Source organism: Vibrio sp. AK197 (genome assembly GCF_053903115.1).
This window is the reverse complement of sequence record NZ_CP096429.1, coordinates 1,388,666-1,404,894: the sequence shown is the minus strand read 5'-3', so window position 1 is coordinate 1,404,894 and position 16,229 is coordinate 1,388,666. Positions and strand designations below refer to the sequence as shown.

Sequence of the window (16,229 nt, the reverse complement as noted above, 5' to 3'; positions counted from 1 at the left end):
CTGTGGGCGCTATTATCATCTTGGTCAAATTGGGGTTTTGGCAAGTAGAACGTGGTGCTGAAAAACAGCATATAGAAGCGCAGTTAGAATTACGCGCGCGATTGCCCGTCCAGCGATTATCCGCGTTGAATGCATCTCCTGTCATTGATTCCTACACCGGGATAAAAGTATCAGCATCGCTAACACCGGTTGCTGATCGGTATCTATTGCTCGACAACCAAACATTCGATGGTCAAGTTGGGTATTTGGCCTATCAATTAATGCAAACGAAAGCTGGACAATATGTGTTATTGGAAGTGGGATTTGTCTCTGCTCTTGCCTCGCGACAAGTCTTGCCTGACGTCGACTGGTTGGTATCTAGTTCTCACTATGAAGGTCGATTGTATCAACGTCAGCGGAACCCATTGAGCTACCAATTGCAAATTGAAGAAGGAAAGGTTGCGCGAATTCAAAACCTTAACTTAACTGAATTAGAAAACTTGTGGCACATAGAGCTATTGCCCTATTTGTTTCAACCACAACAAGCCGATTGGCCTTATGCGCAGCCTTGGCAACCTGTACCGCTTGCCTCAACTCGGCACTATGGATATGCCATACAGTGGTTTGGATTGGCAATAGCACTTTTGTGTTTATCTCTTTGGGCGTGGATACAATTTGTCGTGAGGAACAGGGATGACTAATCGAATTGTAAAAGGACGGTTGATGCTCATCGGGTTGGTTTCGTTATTTGCGATTCCCGTGTTTGTCGCCAAAGCCATTTTGGTTAATCAATGGTATCAACCTGGCGTAACTAACCGTGGTGTCTTGATTGAGCCGCGAGTGACTTATCAATCATTAGGCGTTGACAATCCATTTGAACAGCAAAAGTGGCAGCTTGGATACGTACTACCCGAGCAGTGCGGTGCGGTTTGCCAACAGCAACTGCATTTGCTGCAGCAAAGCCACATTGCGCTTGGTAAATATCAAACCAATGTTGAACCAGTGGTGTTTGTGACACCCCAAAGCGATACCTCACAGCTCGATGACCGCAAGTTTACTCAAGTCGCCGTGTCGCCAGAGTTTCTCTCTTTGGTGCAGCATTCGGAATATGTGATTGTCGATCCTTTAGGTCAACTGGTGATGCGTTACTTGCACTTCTCACAACCTGATGACCTGGTTGAGCAAAGCAAGGGCATTTTGGCGGATCTACGCAAAATGCTCAAATTATCACGGGTTGGGTAAACGCAGCGAAAGCCACTTTCGTACAATAATAAGGAGTCATTATGCGATTTATCTATTTAGTAAGATCAAGCATTGCACTGACTCTGATTGTTATTGTGCTCGGAGCGTATACTCGTCTTTCTGATGCCGGGCTTGGCTGCCCGGATTGGCCGGGTTGTTATGGTCACCTCACGGTCCCCAATGACAGTCATGAAGTTGCCCGCGCCCAACGCTTATTTCCAGAGGCGCACATTGAGCCCCATAAGGCTTGGCTTGAAATGATTCACCGCTACGTGGCGGGCGTGCTTGGGGTGATGATCTTTGCTATAACTGCGTTGAGTATTCGCCGGCATGATGTTTCGAAAACACTTTCCGTACTGATTAGTGTTGTGGTGATTTTCCAGGCGATGCTTGGAATGTGGACGGTTACCATGAAACTGAACCCGCTGGTGGTCATGGGGCACCTTCTAGGGGGCTTCACTTTATTGTGTTTGCTGTGTTTGTTTTATTGGCAACTAACACGCGCCTATACCTTTCATGCTCCCGTATCATTTACACCCTCGCTCAAATGGCTCTCTATTGCCGCCATGGTGTGCGTCGTTGTTCAAATCGCTCTCGGGGGATGGACATCGGCAAATTATGCCGCGTTTATGTGCAGCGAACTGCCATTTTGTGAAGGCTCTTGGACTCGTTTTCTCAACTTCAAAGAGGCGTTCACTCTGGTTCAACCACCGCGAGAAAGTTATGAATTCGGCACGTTGGACTATGGCGCTCGAATGACGATTCATTTCACACATAGAATTGGCGCGCTGGTGGTGTGTGCCATCTTACTGGCTTTAATTACTGCGATTTATCGTCACTCTCTTCATGCTCGCAAACTTGGCTTAGTGGTCGCAGGGTTACTGGTCACACAAATTGCGCTGGGAATAAGTAACGTGCTGTTTAGCTTGCCGTTACTAACCGCAGTGGCACACAATTTAGTGGCGGCGTTACTGCTCGTGAGTGTGTTGTACACCATGATGATGATATGGCGCGCTGGCCATTTTGCCGATAAAGCGCAGGCTACACCGAATTCGAGAGGGGAATTGTTATGAACCGATACGACGTGGCTTACGCTTCCCAAAGTGCAAAATGGCGAGCCTACCTCTCGGTGACTAAATTGAAAGTGGTTGGGTTGATGTTGGTGACCGCTTTAGTTGGGATGTGCTTGGCTAATCCCGCTGCGGATGCTTGGCGAATAGTCCCTTTGGCGCTTCTAGGGATTGGTCTAATGGCCAGTTGCGCCGCTGCGTTTAATCATATTATCGACCAAAAAATCGATGCCAAAATGGCTCGAACCTATCAGCGTCCTTTGCCGTCTGGCGCTTTGAAAGCGTCGCACGTTTTGATCTTTGCTTGCATACTGGGTGCACTTGGCTTTGCCTTATTAGCGGTGTGGGTAAATGCTCTGACCGCTTGGCTTACGCTTGCCAGTTTGGTCGGCTACGCAGGGGTTTATACCCTGTACTTAAAACGAGCGACACCGCAAAACATTGTTATTGCCGGTATCGCGGGTGCGATGCCGCCTTTGCTAGGTTGGACAAGCATCACCGGAGAAATGCACGCGAATGCTTGGTTGCTGGTGATGATCATTTTTATTTGGACGCCCCCTCATTTTTGGGCACTTGCGATACATCGCCGTGCTGACTATCTCAATGCCAACATTCCAATGCTACCGGTCACGCATGGTGTCGACTACACGAAAACTTCGATTCTGCTCTACACCATTTTATTGGCGGTGGTGTGTGTGTTACCCGTTCTTATTGGCATGAGCGGCTTACTGTATTTTGTTGCCGCATGCCTATTAAATGCTGGGTTTGTTTATCATGCGTGGGAACTAAAATATCGCTCGAAGAGTGGCAGTGCGATGAAGACGTTTAAGTTCTCTATCTACTATCTGTTACTGCTGTTTATTGCGCTCTTGTTTGATCACTATTGGTAGGCGTCAGCCTTTTTGAGCGTCAATTGCGCTGAACAGCTGTTGCACCAACTCATCGACGGCATTTTGCACTGCTTGAAATAGGTCGGCTTCGATATGATTGAAATGGATACCACACGCGACGCAAGTTAGCGCATTTAATTTCACTGCGACCGTTTCGGCGACCTGTTTGGCGACTTGATCTTCTTTGTGCCCGCACACCGTTATGACCGATGTAGAAGCGCTCACTTTATTTGAATCGCTGAGACTTGGGCGATTTTGCGCGAGTGCCACTGCGCCGATATGAGGGACATCCCCGCCAAAAAGTGAAATATTCATATCGCTGCCATGCCAAACTGCGATTAGCTTAATGTGATGGGTGCCTACTTGAGCTGAAAATTCCATACGATAACCACTTATCTATGTAATGAGAAGGCGCTATTGTGACGCGATTTAATCGAGCTCGCTAGCGTTTAATGCTCAGTATTTACTTTATCTAACGCTCTATAACTAATTGGTTTGTTGCTAATGGAATAAGCTCAGTATGCCGTTGCCAATTATTGACGTGGAACTTGGAAGCTTATCTTGTACTTAGAGATTGACGATGACGTCATTGGTGCGTGAAAAACGCAGTATTTAAGTGGGTAGACAAGGCGGAATCGATAAACGAGATTGCTTAGCATCGTTGATAGGAGAGACATAAAATATCAGTTTACACTGCGAGTGGTTATCGCCAGACTAATAGTGACCATATTGATAACCAGTGCCAAAGTTTGGCGCTAAAAGAAAAGGATTCTGCAATGACTAAGACTCTGTTATTAGTTGATGTGCAAAATGATTTCTCTCCGACCGGAGCTTTACCAGTTCCCGAAGGCGATCAAATCGTCTCTGTCATTAATCGTTTACTTCCGCACTTTGAGCACGTAATTGCAACGCAAGATTGGCACCCTGCGGGGCACGCCAGCTTTGCTTCCGTTCATGGTAAAAATCCTGGTGAGGTGATTGATCTCAATGGTATCGCTCAAATTATGTGGCCTGATCACTGTGTTCAAGGTTCTTTTGGTGCTGAGTTTATTGAGCAATTGAATACGGATGCCATTGAACACGTGGTACAAAAGGGGACTGACCAAGCAATTGATAGCTACAGTGGCTTTTTTGATAATCAGCGTCTTCAAGCGACTGGGCTAAGTGATTATCTGCGTCGTCAAGGGCTAACGGACGTGTACATTGTCGGCTTAGCAACCGACTATTGCGTTAAATTTACCGCGCTTGATTCAGCGGAGCAGGGATTTAATACTTGGGTTATCAAAGATGCCTGCCGAGGCGTTAACATGCAAGATGGTGATGTAGAAAAGGCTTTCCTCGAGATGGAAGCGGCAGGCTGCCAATTAATTGATTCATCTGCGATTGGGGGCTAAAACCATTACTGGCTGATACCCTCATCCTCACGAGTTTTATGATTGATACGTGACGATTGGACTGAGCTTTTTATCGCAATTTACATTGTAAACAAGCGCTCAGTTCGGTCGTTAAATACACAGCAGTGCGATCTTAATACCAACTCGCCTTAATGAAATATTTTTCTTAACTTCCTGTCATAAAAGGCTTTTGAAACAAGCTCTCAGTTTCTAATTGTGTTTTTACTCAAATTTAGGCAAGCACGATGTAAATCGTTATCTTAAGCGTTCCTCATTTTATAAAGAGCGCTTAATGTCCGACTCATTTTCTTTCGATTTAAACGCCCCTTACGTTCGTTGGTGGTTAGCAATGACTTCACCTCAGATAAGTTATGGTCGCCATAGTTATGATTATGAACGGCTCGGAATGACTCGCGATCAGGGAATAGAAGCCTCAGAGTTATGGCGGCAAGAGCTCGTCGAAATTTGGGGAATTGAACATCGGTTTGAGTGGCTTGAGATGATTTTTCGTTTGGCGGAAGCGCGCGTGCATGGTCAAACTTGGCGCAGTGAATTTGGTCGCCGAGCGTGTTTGACCTCAAGCGAATGGCAGCAACGCGTCTCCGAAGTCGCTGGGGTTGTGGCACAAGCAGAAATGCGTTTTCTTGATACGACTTATCGCCAAGTTGGTGTTGTTGGCTTTCAAGCGTGGGATTACTGCCGAGCGACTTTTTTAGTCAGGGCGGGGTATGAATTAGAGGTACTCAGCCAAAGCGAATTAGCGTATTTGCTGAACTTTATTGGTCAACGTGTACAAGCGCATTTCCATAGTTGGGAACACTACATTAAAAGCTTCATCTTGGGACGCACCTATTGGCAATATTCTGTGCAAGATGATCCTGAGAAGTCGATTAGTGGTTTGCTGAATGATGGTTTATACCAAGCCGTTAGCGAGTTTTTCTACAACCTAAAGCAAGATAAAGAGGCGCTGATTTTTGCTATTGATTGGCAAACACCATTGCCATCTTTAATGATGCCGGATTCATTGGATCGTGATCTAGAGACCATGTTGGAGATGTAAAAATGACGCCTTGGGAGATTCTTGGGTTAGAACAAACAGCGGATGAATCAGCGGTGAAGCAAGCGTATCGTGTTCAATTGCGAAAACACCATCCGGAAGTGGATCCTCAAGGCTTTCAGCGAGTTCGTCAAGCTTATGAAGCTATCCTCAATGGGTTACAGCATCCTCAGCCTGAACTGGTCAGTGAATCGTTACCAACAAGCAGTGAATCTCCCATTGACCCACTTGACGATCTAAAACGTCAGTTTGCACGCATACTTCAAGACCCCGCCAAGCGAGTCATGCCGGTATGTTGGCAAACATGGCTTGAGCCGATTTTATGGCAACCCATTGATCAGCAAGAGCGCCTATCGCACTGGGCAATGCACCAAATTATCGTCCATCGCTGGTTGCCCGGTGAGATTGTCGATGTGTTGTGGCAGGGCTTAAGCTGGCAACTGCTGTTTAATCATGACCATTCAAAAGCTAACTTGGCTGAGTTTCTAGATGAGTGGCGCAAAACCAAGCTGATCGTCAGTTTAGATAAAATTGCGGCGTTATCCGATGCTGAGCAACGTGCACTGCTCAGTTTTATGATGCCGTTTCAACATGTGTTAGCTCACGGCCGTCATGATGCGCTTTATGCGTTTCTTAACCAGCCAACGGTGTTTCGGTTTCCCAAAAGTAAAGAACTTAAGCTCTCATTACTGAAAGCATTCAACGCTTGCCAGACATTTCCGCGTGCCAGTATCAGGCCCTTTATTCATGACTTAATTGAACTCAGTGCAAGTACGTTAAACGTTACGCAATGGGAAATTGTGGGAGAAGCATGCGTCAATATTCATGATCTCGATGGTGTGGTTGGGGTCGCGAAGCAATTGATTAGGTTGGAAGCATACACTCAAGCGGCTGATGTGCTTTATCAAGTTTGTTTACCGGATAACCCTTCGTTAGCTTTGTGTTTTGCATTTCTCAAACAGCAGTGGGAGCCGCTGCCGAGTATTTACTGGCGCTCTGTGGAAGGTTTTTTTCCCTCATCCACTCAGTTGGCTGAGCGTCGCCGCGTCAATTGGCTGTTTGCTCAGTTAATTGATCAGCCCAGCGATGAGTTTTCTCATCATCTTGATTTTATGGATCAAAATGGCTTTCTTGGGCTGATGGTGAAAACATTGTGGGCAACGCAGTTTGGTAGCTGGGTGTGGATAGAACAACTGGCTCAGCAACTGTTTGCAACACTCAACCGGTGTGATGAATTAGAGGCGTTAGCAGTCCAGTTAACCTTAGTATGGGCTGAACCCATTTGGGAGCAGTTTCCGTCTGGTTCGTCAGTGGCTAAAAAATTGAGCACCTATCAGAGCGATATATTCTTGCTGTGTGAGCCATTAACCGATGAAGAATGGCATTCGCTCAATGCATCGCAGTGGATTGAGTGTGTGAATCGTCATCCGCTTATTCCTGATAGTTGGTTGTCGCGGTTACACGCTCAAAATATCGTGTCTCGGCAACTTTGTTGTCAGCCGCATATTTTCACGCCATTTGTTTCGAAAATGCTCTACTACCGTTTGATTTTTCCCGAGTATCGACTGAGCGAGAGTTATATCAACCAAATTTTTGAAGGGGCATTTGATTGGATGATTACGTTGTTCAGTCAACCTTTTGCCAACGGGTTACCGATATCATCACGATTAACGTTTTTGCCTGAGCTTCCTACACCCCAAGCCAACGGGCCGCTGGGACTATTGCCTGACTTGGATGCCGATCATTATTCACTCGCTCAGTTTGAGCGCTTTCCTCGTGAAATCAGTTTTATTGCCCTGACGGAGCAACACTATGACTATTTTGTCAAAGCGCACTCTAAACAGCAGTTATTTGTATTGGCAGAGCAAGGGGAAATATTAGCTTTGGCGGCGCTTGCTCAATGTCTACAGGAGCAAAATTTTGATCTGGCGGTCGTCTATTGGAATTTGTTTCATGTCGCGGTTGCGCAGAGACCTCTGTTCCATTCGATATCACGCCAGCGCCAGCACGCCTTGTTCGGTGTTCGGCACCATCTTGAGTTGGATCGCGATACTTATCACATTGATAAAGCGGAATTCTTACAATCAATGCTGACCCGTAATTCGCAAAATTTTCCAACGCTTGCGGATATAGAAGCAACGCCACCTAGTGAAGAAGCAAAATTTTTCCACATGCCGATGGCCTATTTGCTGGTCATTTTGCATCGAGGCATCGATGACCAAGGCTATTCAATGTCGCCATTGATGGCGTTCTCGAAGTACTACCACAAGCTTCCAGATGATTATCAGAAAACCATCGATATTGCGGTGGGGCGTTTACAACGGATGTATCAGAAAACACTGGATAAAGACCGGAAACATCGAGGGTTGTGCGCAATTAAGTTTAGCGCGGTGAAGTTAAAGCTTGCGTGTTTAGCGTTTGCGGGCTTTTGGTTTGGCGTCTTGCCAACGGTTCGGATGACTCATCCTGAGCAACCAAGTTTATTCGCCGCCAGTGTGTTTTTACTGCTGGTCTTTCACTGGATGTTGGTCCGCCGATTGTGTAAATACATTATCACGGGTCGAATGCGTATCCAGTATCGCTGGTATTCGGTACTAACGATGGTGGGCGCGTTACTCATGAAATCGGTGTTTTTATCTACACTCAATATTGTCGGGCATCTATGGTGCGCATACGGAATCACTAAGTTATTTGTCGCCGGCGGATGGGAGAAACGCTGCGTGACGACTGGTCGCATTGATATTCGGGCGATCATTGGTTTTAAACCGCCCCGCAACAGTCTGTTTAAACGAGGCATTTCGGCTTTGCTGAAATACCTCCCCGCCGTGAAATTGAAGCCGAAAGCCGCTAAAGGTTCAGCTCCTTAAGCTGCTTTTCAATTTCTGTGCGGGCTTGGCGAATGAGTTCATTATCCTGCGTTTCAAGGATTTGCGTGAATGACAAGAGCAATTCTTCAACTCTGTGACGTTCCCACCCCAGTTTTTCTTCGTAGAGGCGGCTGAGTTTTTCACTGAGTGTAATGTTAGGCAATTGGTCACGTTGATGAATCTTGAGCCGAGCAAGGCGAGCGTGGCTTTGCGCTTTCATTTCATCAGTAATACCAACAGGGCTTCGATCAATCACTTTTTGAATCGTCTCATTGGTGGAAAGAATGGTCACATCAACCTCAAGCAAACCATTGATATCATAACTAAAACGCACATCTATGGCTTCTTTGCCCTTATCATTCTCTGGTACCTTAACCTCAAAATTGTCGATAAAGATATTCTCTTTCACCCACAAACGTTCTCCTTGATACACTTCAATGTTAACGACAGTTTGCTGATCGTGAAGCGTGTAAAAGCGTTCGACACGCGAAGTGGGCACCACGGTATTACGTTCGATGATTGGCGTGAAAATGCCCGTTTGATTGTCGCGTGAGGCTGCAATACCAAGGCTGAAAGGGGCGACGTCAGTCAATACAATTTCTTCCACCGCTTCGTCGCGCAGGCGGCAGGCTGCTTGTGTCGCGGCCCCCATGGCGACTACGAGGTCAGGATCAAGCTCCATACTTCCAAAGCGGCCAATAAGCCGCGTCGCTAATTGTTGGACTTGCTTCAAGTGGGTCGCACCGCCAACAAAGATCAATTCATCGATTTGCTGCGGGCTAATTCGAGCATCGCCCATGGCTTGACGCAAAGGCTGAGAAAGACGAGTCAGCGTGTCTTTCCAAATGGTATCAAGTTGCTCGTTGGTCACCGTTAGGGTGCGATTAAAAGGATCCGTTAATTCGACGGTCATTGGGTTTTGTGGCTGCTTTTTGGCACGCTCACAAGCAGCCACGAGTTTGGCCTTTTCGGCAAGGGTTAATGTTTCAGGTGAGCGTTCAAGTTCTTGGCAGACAAACGCCAGCAATTGATGGGTAAAATCCTCGCCGCCTAGCTGGTTGTCTCCTGCTGAAGCTCGCACATCGACAAAGCCTTGCTGATGCTCGACCACGGTGACATCGAAGGTGCCTCCTCCCAAATCGAACACTAAGAATCGGCGATCATGGGTTTGATGTAGGCTATGGGCGAGGCAAGCCGCTGTGGGTTCGTTAATTAAACGCACGGCGTCTAGGCCTGCGAGTTCAGCGGCCAGTTGTACTTGCTTACGCTGCTGATCGCTAAAGTAAGCTGGGACAGAAATCACGACCTCTGAGATAGAGTGGCCTAAATACGCCTCAGCATCGGCTTTGAGTGATTGTAAGACCAAAGAGCTCAGTTCAGTAGGCGTATATTGTTGAGAGCCTAAAGTGATCACTTTGTCCGTGCCCATATAACGTTTAAAGGCGGCAACGGTTTCTTGAGGGCGAGTAATAAGACGTGAATGGGCCGCTTCACCCACTAAGACTTGGCCGCGTTCATCAATGCTTACCACAGACGGAGTCAGGTAGTGTCCAAGCGCGTTTGGAATGAGTTCTGCGCTCTCGTTACGCCATATGGCAATGGCGCTATTGGTCGTGCCCAGGTCAATACCGATTGCTGATGCGCTTTGTTTCTTCATTTTTTGTTCCACAGTCTGTCTAAATCGAATACCAATTCGCTCTATGCGTTTACATGATCAACGCTCACGTTATTTTTTAATGCGGCGCAACTGAGCAGTAGACAAAGTGTTTAATGATGCTTTGGTCAGAAACGGGAGCAATGTTTTGTTGTAATTTAGAGACGTTAATTCGGTAAAATTTATGCTGTGATCCTATGCGCAAATTTTATTGTGATTAATATCACGAAATAGTTACGGGCTTTTTTACTGTATATCGACTTTATGGACAGTCTGATGTTGTATTTAATTTTAACGTATTGAAATATCTTACAAAATTAACTGTAAATTTAAATATACACCAAGCCAATTTTGTAAAGTTAGTATAAATATTGCGTTTTTTTAAATTTAGTGCTTGCGTATTTTCGTCATCCTAGATAACTTACTCGTGACTAAACGAGAATCCCACTAGAATTGATGTTTTTATCACCAGTTTTAGAATAAGAATGACAGGAAGCCCAAGCATGTTTCAGACCGATGATGTAAGAATTAAACACGTAAAAGAACTGTTGCCACCCGTGGCCATTTTAGAAAAATACCCAGCGACAGACACTGCGGCTTCAACCACTTTTCAATGTCGCCAAGCGATTTCAAATATCCTTCAAGGCAAAGATGACCGCTTGCTGGTCATTGTTGGCCCTTGCTCTATTCACGATACCAAAGCGGCACTGGAATATGGTGAGCGTTTGAAAGGGCTGCGTGATGAACTCGGTGAAGATCTCGAAGTGGTGATGCGTGTTTACTTTGAAAAGCCTCGTACTACAGTCGGTTGGAAAGGTCTAATCAACGACCCGTACTTAAACGATACATACCAAATCAATGATGGTTTGCGAACTGCTCGTAAACTACTGCTTGATTTGACCGATATGGGCATGCCAACGGCCACTGAATTCTTAGATATGATTTCGCCACAATACATCGCTGATTTGATTAGTTGGGGAGCCATAGGTGCACGTACGACGGAATCTCAAGTGCACCGTGAATTGGCGTCAGGCTTGTCTTGTCCTGTTGGTTTTAAAAACGGCACTGATGGCAACATCAAGATTGCGGCTGACGCGATTCGCTCTGCGGGCTCTGAACACAACTTCTTGTCAGTGACAAAATTCGGCCATTCGGCGATTGTTGAAACCAGTGGTAACCCCGATTGCCACATCATCTTACGTGGTGGTAAAGAGCCAAACTACAGCGCTGAACATGTCGGTGAGATTAAGCAAAAAATGGAAGCCGCGGGTCTGGCTCAAAAAGTAATGATCGACTTTAGCCATGCAAATAGCTCCAAGCAATATCAACGTCAAATGGTGGTTTCTGATGACGTCAGTGCACAAGTCTCAGGTGGTGAAGATGCTATCTTTGGCGTAATGATTGAATCGCATCTTGTCGAAGGTCGTCAGGATCTGGTTGACGGCCAAGCGTCGACATACGGTCAGTCGATTACGGATGCATGTATTAGCTGGCAAGATACTGAAAACGTGCTTCGTCAATTGGCCGATGCGGTGAAAGCGCGCCGCGCGAAGTAATGACATCGCTGATGACCAAAGCCTCCATTTGTGGAGGCTTTTTTGATCGCATTTCATATTCAGAATTAGCGCCTCTGGCAGGAAGTACAACCGCGGCATGCTGATCGGCTGTGGCGGTCAAGTCGTCCGCGTTGCACTTTGCAGTACGCGTTTTTGAGCGCGCGCCGCGCTGAAAACCAATCATCGGGTTTAGCAATAATCAAATAGGCATTAAAGCGTTTGACTAACTCAGTGCGATATTCATCAATAAAGCGGCTATCGAACTCAATTTCAAAGTAGTCGAGAGCTTGCTCTATCGATGTAAATTGCGCAATGGTTTGTTGGATATCGGGCGGACTCATAATCTAAATCGGCTGAGAATGTCGTTTTAAGATAAGTGAGCGAAATCCTCAGAACTTTGATTTAGACAAGATATTCTGCATTTTATGGACTTATTTTGTCGAAATCGTGTTTTTAAACCACACACAGCCCCATTGATGGGGCTGTGTGTGGTTTAGAGGGGGCTGTGTTATCGACCCACAAAGCCGATAATGACTTTGTCATTTTGGAGGGTCCGAGAAAAAACATACGCATTATCTTGTTGAATCTCTTTATGCACTCCAGCGCCAATCGCAGGGTGATGCTGGCGGAATTGACCCACTGTTTGCCAATGTTTTAGCAGTGCGCGGCGGTCTTCATCAAGTTTCCAAACCATATCTGAGCGCGTACCTTGATGGAAGTCATCCGCGTATGGGCCAAGCTCTCGACCGACCTCGTCACCGTAATACACTTGTACACCACCTGGGCTAAGTAACAAAGCATTGGCCGCGTTACGTTGCATTTCAAACGAGTTAAAACGGCTGAAAAATAGCTCCGTATCATGCGATGACATGTAACTCACTGGCATAAAATCCGGTGAACTTTGCATCTCGTTGGCATAGTTTTGATAGGTATCCGCCATCTGGCTAAAGCATGCGGCTCCGTTATCGAGGCGTTTTTGTAAGTCGAAGTTAATTAGAGCGTCAAAGCCATCATCGACGTACGGGCTGCGATACGCTGAATGCCCCCAGACTTCACCCATCATCCAAAACGGCGCGCCTTGTTGATGATTCGCTTTACGCCATTCTGTTAAGCTCTCAGACGCCTGAGATTTAAGGCGCTTCCAAACCTCGCCCTCGACGTGTTTCACGGTATCTACTCGAAAGCCATCAATACCAAAGCGTTTTACCCAATCGGTTTGCCATTCGATTAGGTAGTCGGCAACCGTATAGTTGTCTTTTGCTGTGACGCGAGTACCGGGATTATTCAACAGCCATTGTGGTGGTGTCACGTAGGCGGTTGATTCAGTGCGAAAATCGGGTAATCCTGCCAACGTCATCGTGATATCACTTGATCCAGGAGAAGGATAACCAGGAAGGCCTGCACGAACCCAATCGCCGCCCCACCAATCTTTCCAGTTCGGGCTATTGTAATTGATCGCTTGGTGAAAACTGTGCCAGTTTTCACCAGACTTTGGCACCCAATCGCTCCATTTTTCTGGTAATTGAGCCGCATCAACCACGTGTACTTTATCCATTTGTAAATCGGCAAGAGTCGCATAACCTGAATGGTTAATCACGGCATCAAGCAGCACTTTCATGCCGCGTTTATGAGCTTCTTGCACTAAGGTTTTTAAATCGTTTTCATCGCCAAGGTTGGCATCAATTTTAGTGAAATCACGAGTCCAATAACCATGATAGGCATAAAACGGGAAACTGCCACTGTCACCACCACCAACAAATCCATGAATTTGCTCCACAATTGGCGATAACCAAATGGCATCCGTACCCAAACTGGCAATGTAGTCGAGCTTGTCTATCACACCTTTTAAATCGCCACCGTGAAAAGTACCAATCTCTTGTTTACCGTCACTTTTACGTCCGTAGCTGTGATCGTTACTATTATCACCATTGTTAAATCGGTCAAGCATCACAAAATAAATGTTGGCTGATTTATAGGTAAACTCGGGCTTTTCGGTTATTTGGGCTTTTTCAAGTAAGACTAAACCGCCGCTGTTTGCTGCGGGTGTCAGAGTGACTTTGCCGTGCTTTACCTCTACTGTTTGACCGCTTAATGCATCTTTAAGCTTCGTTCCATCGGAAAAGGTCTCGCCAACAGCAAGTGTGACTTCACCGCCTTGATACGTTTCACATTGGACATCGGGAATCGGGCGAGTAAAGGTGGTTTTAGTGCTTTTTTTGGTTGCACGGCGAATCGCTAGGGTATGGGCGCCAGAGTCAAAATCAAATGCGTAGTCCCCACTAAAACGGACTTTAAGTTTGAATTCAGTCTCCGTTCCACAATTGAGCGCAATGGGCTTTGAAAAGCGGATTTTTGCGCCACTGGGAGCAATACAATTGCCCATCACCCCCGAAATTTTGAAGGTGTAGTCATCTTTCGGTAACGGAATGACCAGATCATCACTGGCATCCAGTGGGAAATTACGACTCGTTGTGGTTGTTGAAACCGTAATATTTGGCGCGGCGAGTGCACTAACGCTAATAAGACTCGCGGTGATAGCGTAGCAGAGAGTAGAAAGTTTCACGTTCAGTCCTTGTTACTATTTTTAGAATTTTAAGAAGCCGGATGACCATTGGCTTTAGATATCACACCATGGTACCGCTGCTTTTTTGAGCTGACATCATTCCCGCTGTCTACGCCCTAAAATTTGCACTAATTCACAAAGCAAACGGAGCAAGGATGAGACATCATTGCGGTGATTGTCTAAATAGATGCCACGTTCTATACAAATCGATAAACCTTGATAAAAACTTCACGTCCGCCTGACATGCGGTATGGAGAATTTTCTGACACTCGTTCCACAAAAAATCAGCGAAGGAAGAGTTATGGAGTTTACTCAACAAGACAAAGAAGCGTTGTACAATGTCTGGATGTCGCAGAAAGCGAAAATGCGTATTACTCAAATGGAATTCGCCAAAAAACTTGGGCTTAGCCAACTGGAGTTTTCCGAGTTGTTAAGGGGCAAACGCGAGCTTTCGATGTCATTCATTGGGCAGTTTTGCCACCTATTACATGTTGAGCCTGAACGTGTTGTTCCCTCTTTAAAATCCAGTATCACGGAAACGCCAAAAGTGGTGTACCTAGAAAGTCGAATGTCAGTGGATGGCGAAATCCAACGAGCATACATCGAAGGTAATCAAGTGGTTGTTGAATACGCACATACCGTTAAGCAGTCTTAAGTACTTGCTGTGACACCCAGTCACGCTTCTTCTCCAAGCTGTGTTAGAGTAGGGTACTTTGATACTGCGTTACCTCTGAGCTCATGTTAGAAAAAGAGAATTTATTAAAGCTGGCCCGCGTTCAAATGCCGTTTGGCAAATACGCAGGGCGAGTGTTGATTGATCTTCCAGAAGAATATCTGCTGTGGTTTGACAAAAAAGGCTTCCCCAATGGCGAACTTGGCGATCTTCTAAAGCTGTGTTTGGCCTTGAAGATTGAAGGTTTAGACAGCGTCGTCAAACCACTCAAAAGAATGTAATCCATAAAGCCCGCTATCAAAATGCGGGCTTTTTCGTTGTGCGTTGAACATAAATCGCATCCCTCAATGTGTGAAGTCTTGATAAAAAGCCCATTTGTTGACGACGATGATGTATCCACTGCCTTTGATTCGTTTAAGGTGTTTATTTTAAGGTATGAAGTTAGACATTTTCTGTTTGAGGTAAGTATGAATAAAAAAGCCGTTATTTTTGATATGGATGGCGTGATCATCGATTCTGAGCCACTGTGGCAAACCGCGCAGATTGAATCGCTAGCGCAATTTGGCGTCACCATTACGCGCCGAGAGTGTGAGCAACTGACGATGGGGAAACGTATTGATGACATCGCGAAAACGTGGTGTGACAAATGCCCACTAGGTATTGACCCAAGCGATTTAGAAACCATGATCTTAACTCGCTTGTGTGATTGCATCAGTGTGGAAGGAGAACCGATGGCAGGTGTTTATCGTGCTCTTGATTTCTTTATTGGGCGTGGAATGAGAGTGGCGTTGGCGACATCGTCGAACCATGTGGTGATCAAAGCGGTATTTGACCGTTTAAAGCTGTGGGATAAGTTCAGTATCATTTGCAGCGCTGAGGATGAAATCAATGGTAAGCCGCATCCAGATGTTTACCTGTCTGCCGCTAAAGCGTTATTTGTTGAACCTGATGAGTGCTTGGTTATCGAAGATAGTTTTACTGGCTTAACCGCAGCGACTCGCGCCAATATGGTGACTTACTTGGTCTCACCCGCATACCAAGATCAGAAGTTTGAGGTTGCTAATCGTCGCTTCGAAAATTTGAATCAAGTAGTAGACGCGCTGAGCTAAGTTAACCTCTTTGCTTAAATGAATGCCCAGTGCCGCGCTAGCCAAACGCTAGCGCTTTTTCTTGCTCGTAAAACGCTTCTAGATCAAGCCAAGCAAGACTTAAATCACGCTTTTCGCGATGCACGTCAATCGACATATGGATTTCATTATTTGAACGACATTCACACTATAAGAA

The 16,229-nt window shown here is 46.0% G+C and carries 15 protein-coding genes; 11 read left to right on the top strand and 4 right to left on the bottom strand.

Features of this window, described 5'->3' with window-relative positions:
• Nucleotides 1–2 precede the first annotated feature (2 nt).
• From M1D72_RS06405 to cyoE, 4 genes are read left to right on the top strand one after another with little or no spacing between them, the layout of a single operon-like run.
• On the top strand, nucleotides 3–680 hold the full coding sequence (locus M1D72_RS06405; protein WP_456294969.1) for an SURF1 family protein: 678 nt from the start codon (nucleotides 3–5) through the stop codon (nucleotides 678–680).
• The gene (locus tag M1D72_RS06400) at nucleotides 673–1,221 is read left to right on the top strand and encodes a hypothetical protein (RefSeq protein ID WP_390192210.1); all 549 of its coding nucleotides are present in this window, start codon (nucleotides 673–675) and stop codon (nucleotides 1,219–1,221) included. Before M1D72_RS06405 ends, M1D72_RS06400 begins: the two co-directional genes overlap by 8 nt.
• Before the next feature lie 41 nt (nucleotides 1,222–1,262).
• Entirely contained in the window at nucleotides 1,263–2,294 is a 1,032-nt protein-coding gene (locus M1D72_RS06395; RefSeq protein ID WP_456294968.1) for a COX15/CtaA family protein, read from the top strand.
• Nucleotides 2,291–3,181, top strand: coding sequence for a heme o synthase (cyoE, locus tag M1D72_RS06390; protein ID WP_456294967.1), 891 nt, complete (start codon nucleotides 2,291–2,293; stop codon nucleotides 3,179–3,181). Before M1D72_RS06395 ends, cyoE begins: the two co-directional genes overlap by 4 nt.
• Nucleotides 3,182–3,184: 3 nt before the next feature.
• On the opposite strand, the gene lpdD is transcribed toward cyoE, so the two are convergent.
• Nucleotides 3,185–3,562, bottom strand: a complete 378-nt coding sequence (lpdD, locus tag M1D72_RS06385) for a prenylated flavin chaperone LpdD (protein WP_456294966.1) — start codon at nucleotides 3,560–3,562, stop codon at nucleotides 3,185–3,187.
• A 395-nt stretch (nucleotides 3,563–3,957) separates the two neighbouring features.
• On the opposite strand from lpdD, the gene pncA reads away from it, so the two are divergent.
• From pncA to M1D72_RS06370, 3 genes are all read left to right on the top strand, one after another.
• On the top strand, nucleotides 3,958–4,575 hold the full coding sequence (gene pncA, locus M1D72_RS06380) for a bifunctional nicotinamidase/pyrazinamidase (RefSeq protein WP_456294965.1): 618 nt from the start codon (nucleotides 3,958–3,960) through the stop codon (nucleotides 4,573–4,575).
• A 292-nt stretch (nucleotides 4,576–4,867) separates the two neighbouring features.
• Nucleotides 4,868–5,635 carry a DUF1266 domain-containing protein gene (locus M1D72_RS06375; RefSeq protein WP_390192197.1) on the top strand — a complete coding sequence of 256 codons (768 nt, stop codon included), beginning with the start codon at nucleotides 4,868–4,870 and terminating at the stop codon, nucleotides 5,633–5,635.
• Nucleotides 5,636–5,637: 2 nt separating this feature from the next.
• Complete coding sequence (locus M1D72_RS06370) at nucleotides 5,638–8,499, top strand: J domain-containing protein (RefSeq protein ID WP_456294964.1); 2,862 nt, start codon at nucleotides 5,638–5,640, stop codon at nucleotides 8,497–8,499.
• Here the strand turns inward: M1D72_RS06370 and M1D72_RS06365 are convergent.
• Nucleotides 8,480–10,156 carry an Hsp70 family protein gene (locus M1D72_RS06365; protein ID WP_456294963.1) on the bottom strand — a complete coding sequence of 559 codons (1,677 nt, stop codon included), beginning with the start codon at nucleotides 10,154–10,156 and terminating at the stop codon, nucleotides 8,480–8,482. The genes M1D72_RS06370 and M1D72_RS06365 overlap by 20 nt on opposite strands.
• A gap of 500 nt (nucleotides 10,157–10,656) precedes the next feature.
• On the opposite strand from M1D72_RS06365, the gene aroG reads away from it, so the two are divergent.
• Nucleotides 10,657–11,709, top strand: coding sequence for a 3-deoxy-7-phosphoheptulonate synthase AroG (gene aroG, locus M1D72_RS06360; protein WP_456294962.1), 1,053 nt, complete (start codon nucleotides 10,657–10,659; stop codon nucleotides 11,707–11,709).
• A 65-nt stretch (nucleotides 11,710–11,774) separates the two neighbouring features.
• Here aroG and M1D72_RS06355 read toward each other — a convergent pair whose 3' ends face one another.
• Nucleotides 11,775–12,050, bottom strand: coding sequence for a nitrogenase-stabilizing/protective protein NifW (locus M1D72_RS06355; protein ID WP_456294961.1), 276 nt, complete (start codon nucleotides 12,048–12,050; stop codon nucleotides 11,775–11,777).
• Nucleotides 12,051–12,217: 167 nt separating this feature from the next.
• Nucleotides 12,218–14,272 (bottom strand): alpha-amylase, encoded by a 2,055-nt coding sequence (locus M1D72_RS06350; RefSeq protein ID WP_456294960.1) that lies wholly within the window; start codon nucleotides 14,270–14,272, stop codon nucleotides 12,218–12,220.
• A 301-nt stretch (nucleotides 14,273–14,573) separates the two neighbouring features.
• On the opposite strand from M1D72_RS06350, the gene M1D72_RS06345 reads away from it, so the two are divergent.
• The 3 genes from M1D72_RS06345 (at nucleotide 14,574) to hxpB (ending at nucleotide 16,054) form a co-directional block, all read left to right on the top strand.
• Nucleotides 14,574–14,927 (top strand): helix-turn-helix domain-containing protein, encoded by a 354-nt coding sequence (locus M1D72_RS06345; protein ID WP_390192183.1) that lies wholly within the window; start codon nucleotides 14,574–14,576, stop codon nucleotides 14,925–14,927.
• Nucleotides 14,928–15,010: 83 nt separating this feature from the next.
• Nucleotides 15,011–15,226, top strand: coding sequence for a DUF3820 family protein (locus M1D72_RS06340; RefSeq protein WP_045974132.1), 216 nt, complete (start codon nucleotides 15,011–15,013; stop codon nucleotides 15,224–15,226).
• Between the two features lie 186 nt (nucleotides 15,227–15,412).
• Nucleotides 15,413–16,054, top strand: a complete 642-nt coding sequence (gene hxpB / locus M1D72_RS06335; RefSeq protein WP_456294959.1) for a hexitol phosphatase HxpB — start codon at nucleotides 15,413–15,415, stop codon at nucleotides 16,052–16,054.
• Nucleotides 16,055–16,229 lie beyond the last annotated feature (175 nt).

What these genes read in the sequence shown, in the direction of transcription:
- hxpB (WP_456294959.1), top strand. Translation starts at nt 15,413, where the DNA reads ATGAATAAAAAAGCCGTTATTTTTGATATGGATGGCGTGATCATCGAT.
- M1D72_RS06375 (WP_390192197.1), top strand. Translation starts at nt 4,868, where the DNA reads ATGTCCGACTCATTTTCTTTCGATTTAAACGCCCCTTACGTTCGTTGG.
- M1D72_RS06365 (WP_456294963.1), bottom strand. Translation starts at nt 10,156, where the DNA reads ATGAAGAAACAAAGCGCATCAGCAATCGGTATTGACCTGGGCACGACC.
- M1D72_RS06370 (WP_456294964.1), top strand. Translation starts at nt 5,638, where the DNA reads ATGACGCCTTGGGAGATTCTTGGGTTAGAACAAACAGCGGATGAATCA.
- aroG (WP_456294962.1), top strand. Translation starts at nt 10,657, where the DNA reads ATGTTTCAGACCGATGATGTAAGAATTAAACACGTAAAAGAACTGTTG.
- M1D72_RS06395 (WP_456294968.1), top strand. Translation starts at nt 1,263, where the DNA reads ATGCGATTTATCTATTTAGTAAGATCAAGCATTGCACTGACTCTGATT.
- pncA (WP_456294965.1), top strand. Translation starts at nt 3,958, where the DNA reads ATGACTAAGACTCTGTTATTAGTTGATGTGCAAAATGATTTCTCTCCG.
- M1D72_RS06400 (WP_390192210.1), top strand. Translation starts at nt 673, where the DNA reads ATGACTAATCGAATTGTAAAAGGACGGTTGATGCTCATCGGGTTGGTT.
- M1D72_RS06355 (WP_456294961.1), bottom strand. Translation starts at nt 12,050, where the DNA reads ATGAGTCCGCCCGATATCCAACAAACCATTGCGCAATTTACATCGATA.
- M1D72_RS06345 (WP_390192183.1), top strand. Translation starts at nt 14,574, where the DNA reads ATGGAGTTTACTCAACAAGACAAAGAAGCGTTGTACAATGTCTGGATG.
- cyoE (WP_456294967.1), top strand. Translation starts at nt 2,291, where the DNA reads ATGAACCGATACGACGTGGCTTACGCTTCCCAAAGTGCAAAATGGCGA.
- M1D72_RS06340 (WP_045974132.1), top strand. Translation starts at nt 15,011, where the DNA reads ATGTTAGAAAAAGAGAATTTATTAAAGCTGGCCCGCGTTCAAATGCCG.
- lpdD (WP_456294966.1), bottom strand. Translation starts at nt 3,562, where the DNA reads ATGGAATTTTCAGCTCAAGTAGGCACCCATCACATTAAGCTAATCGCA.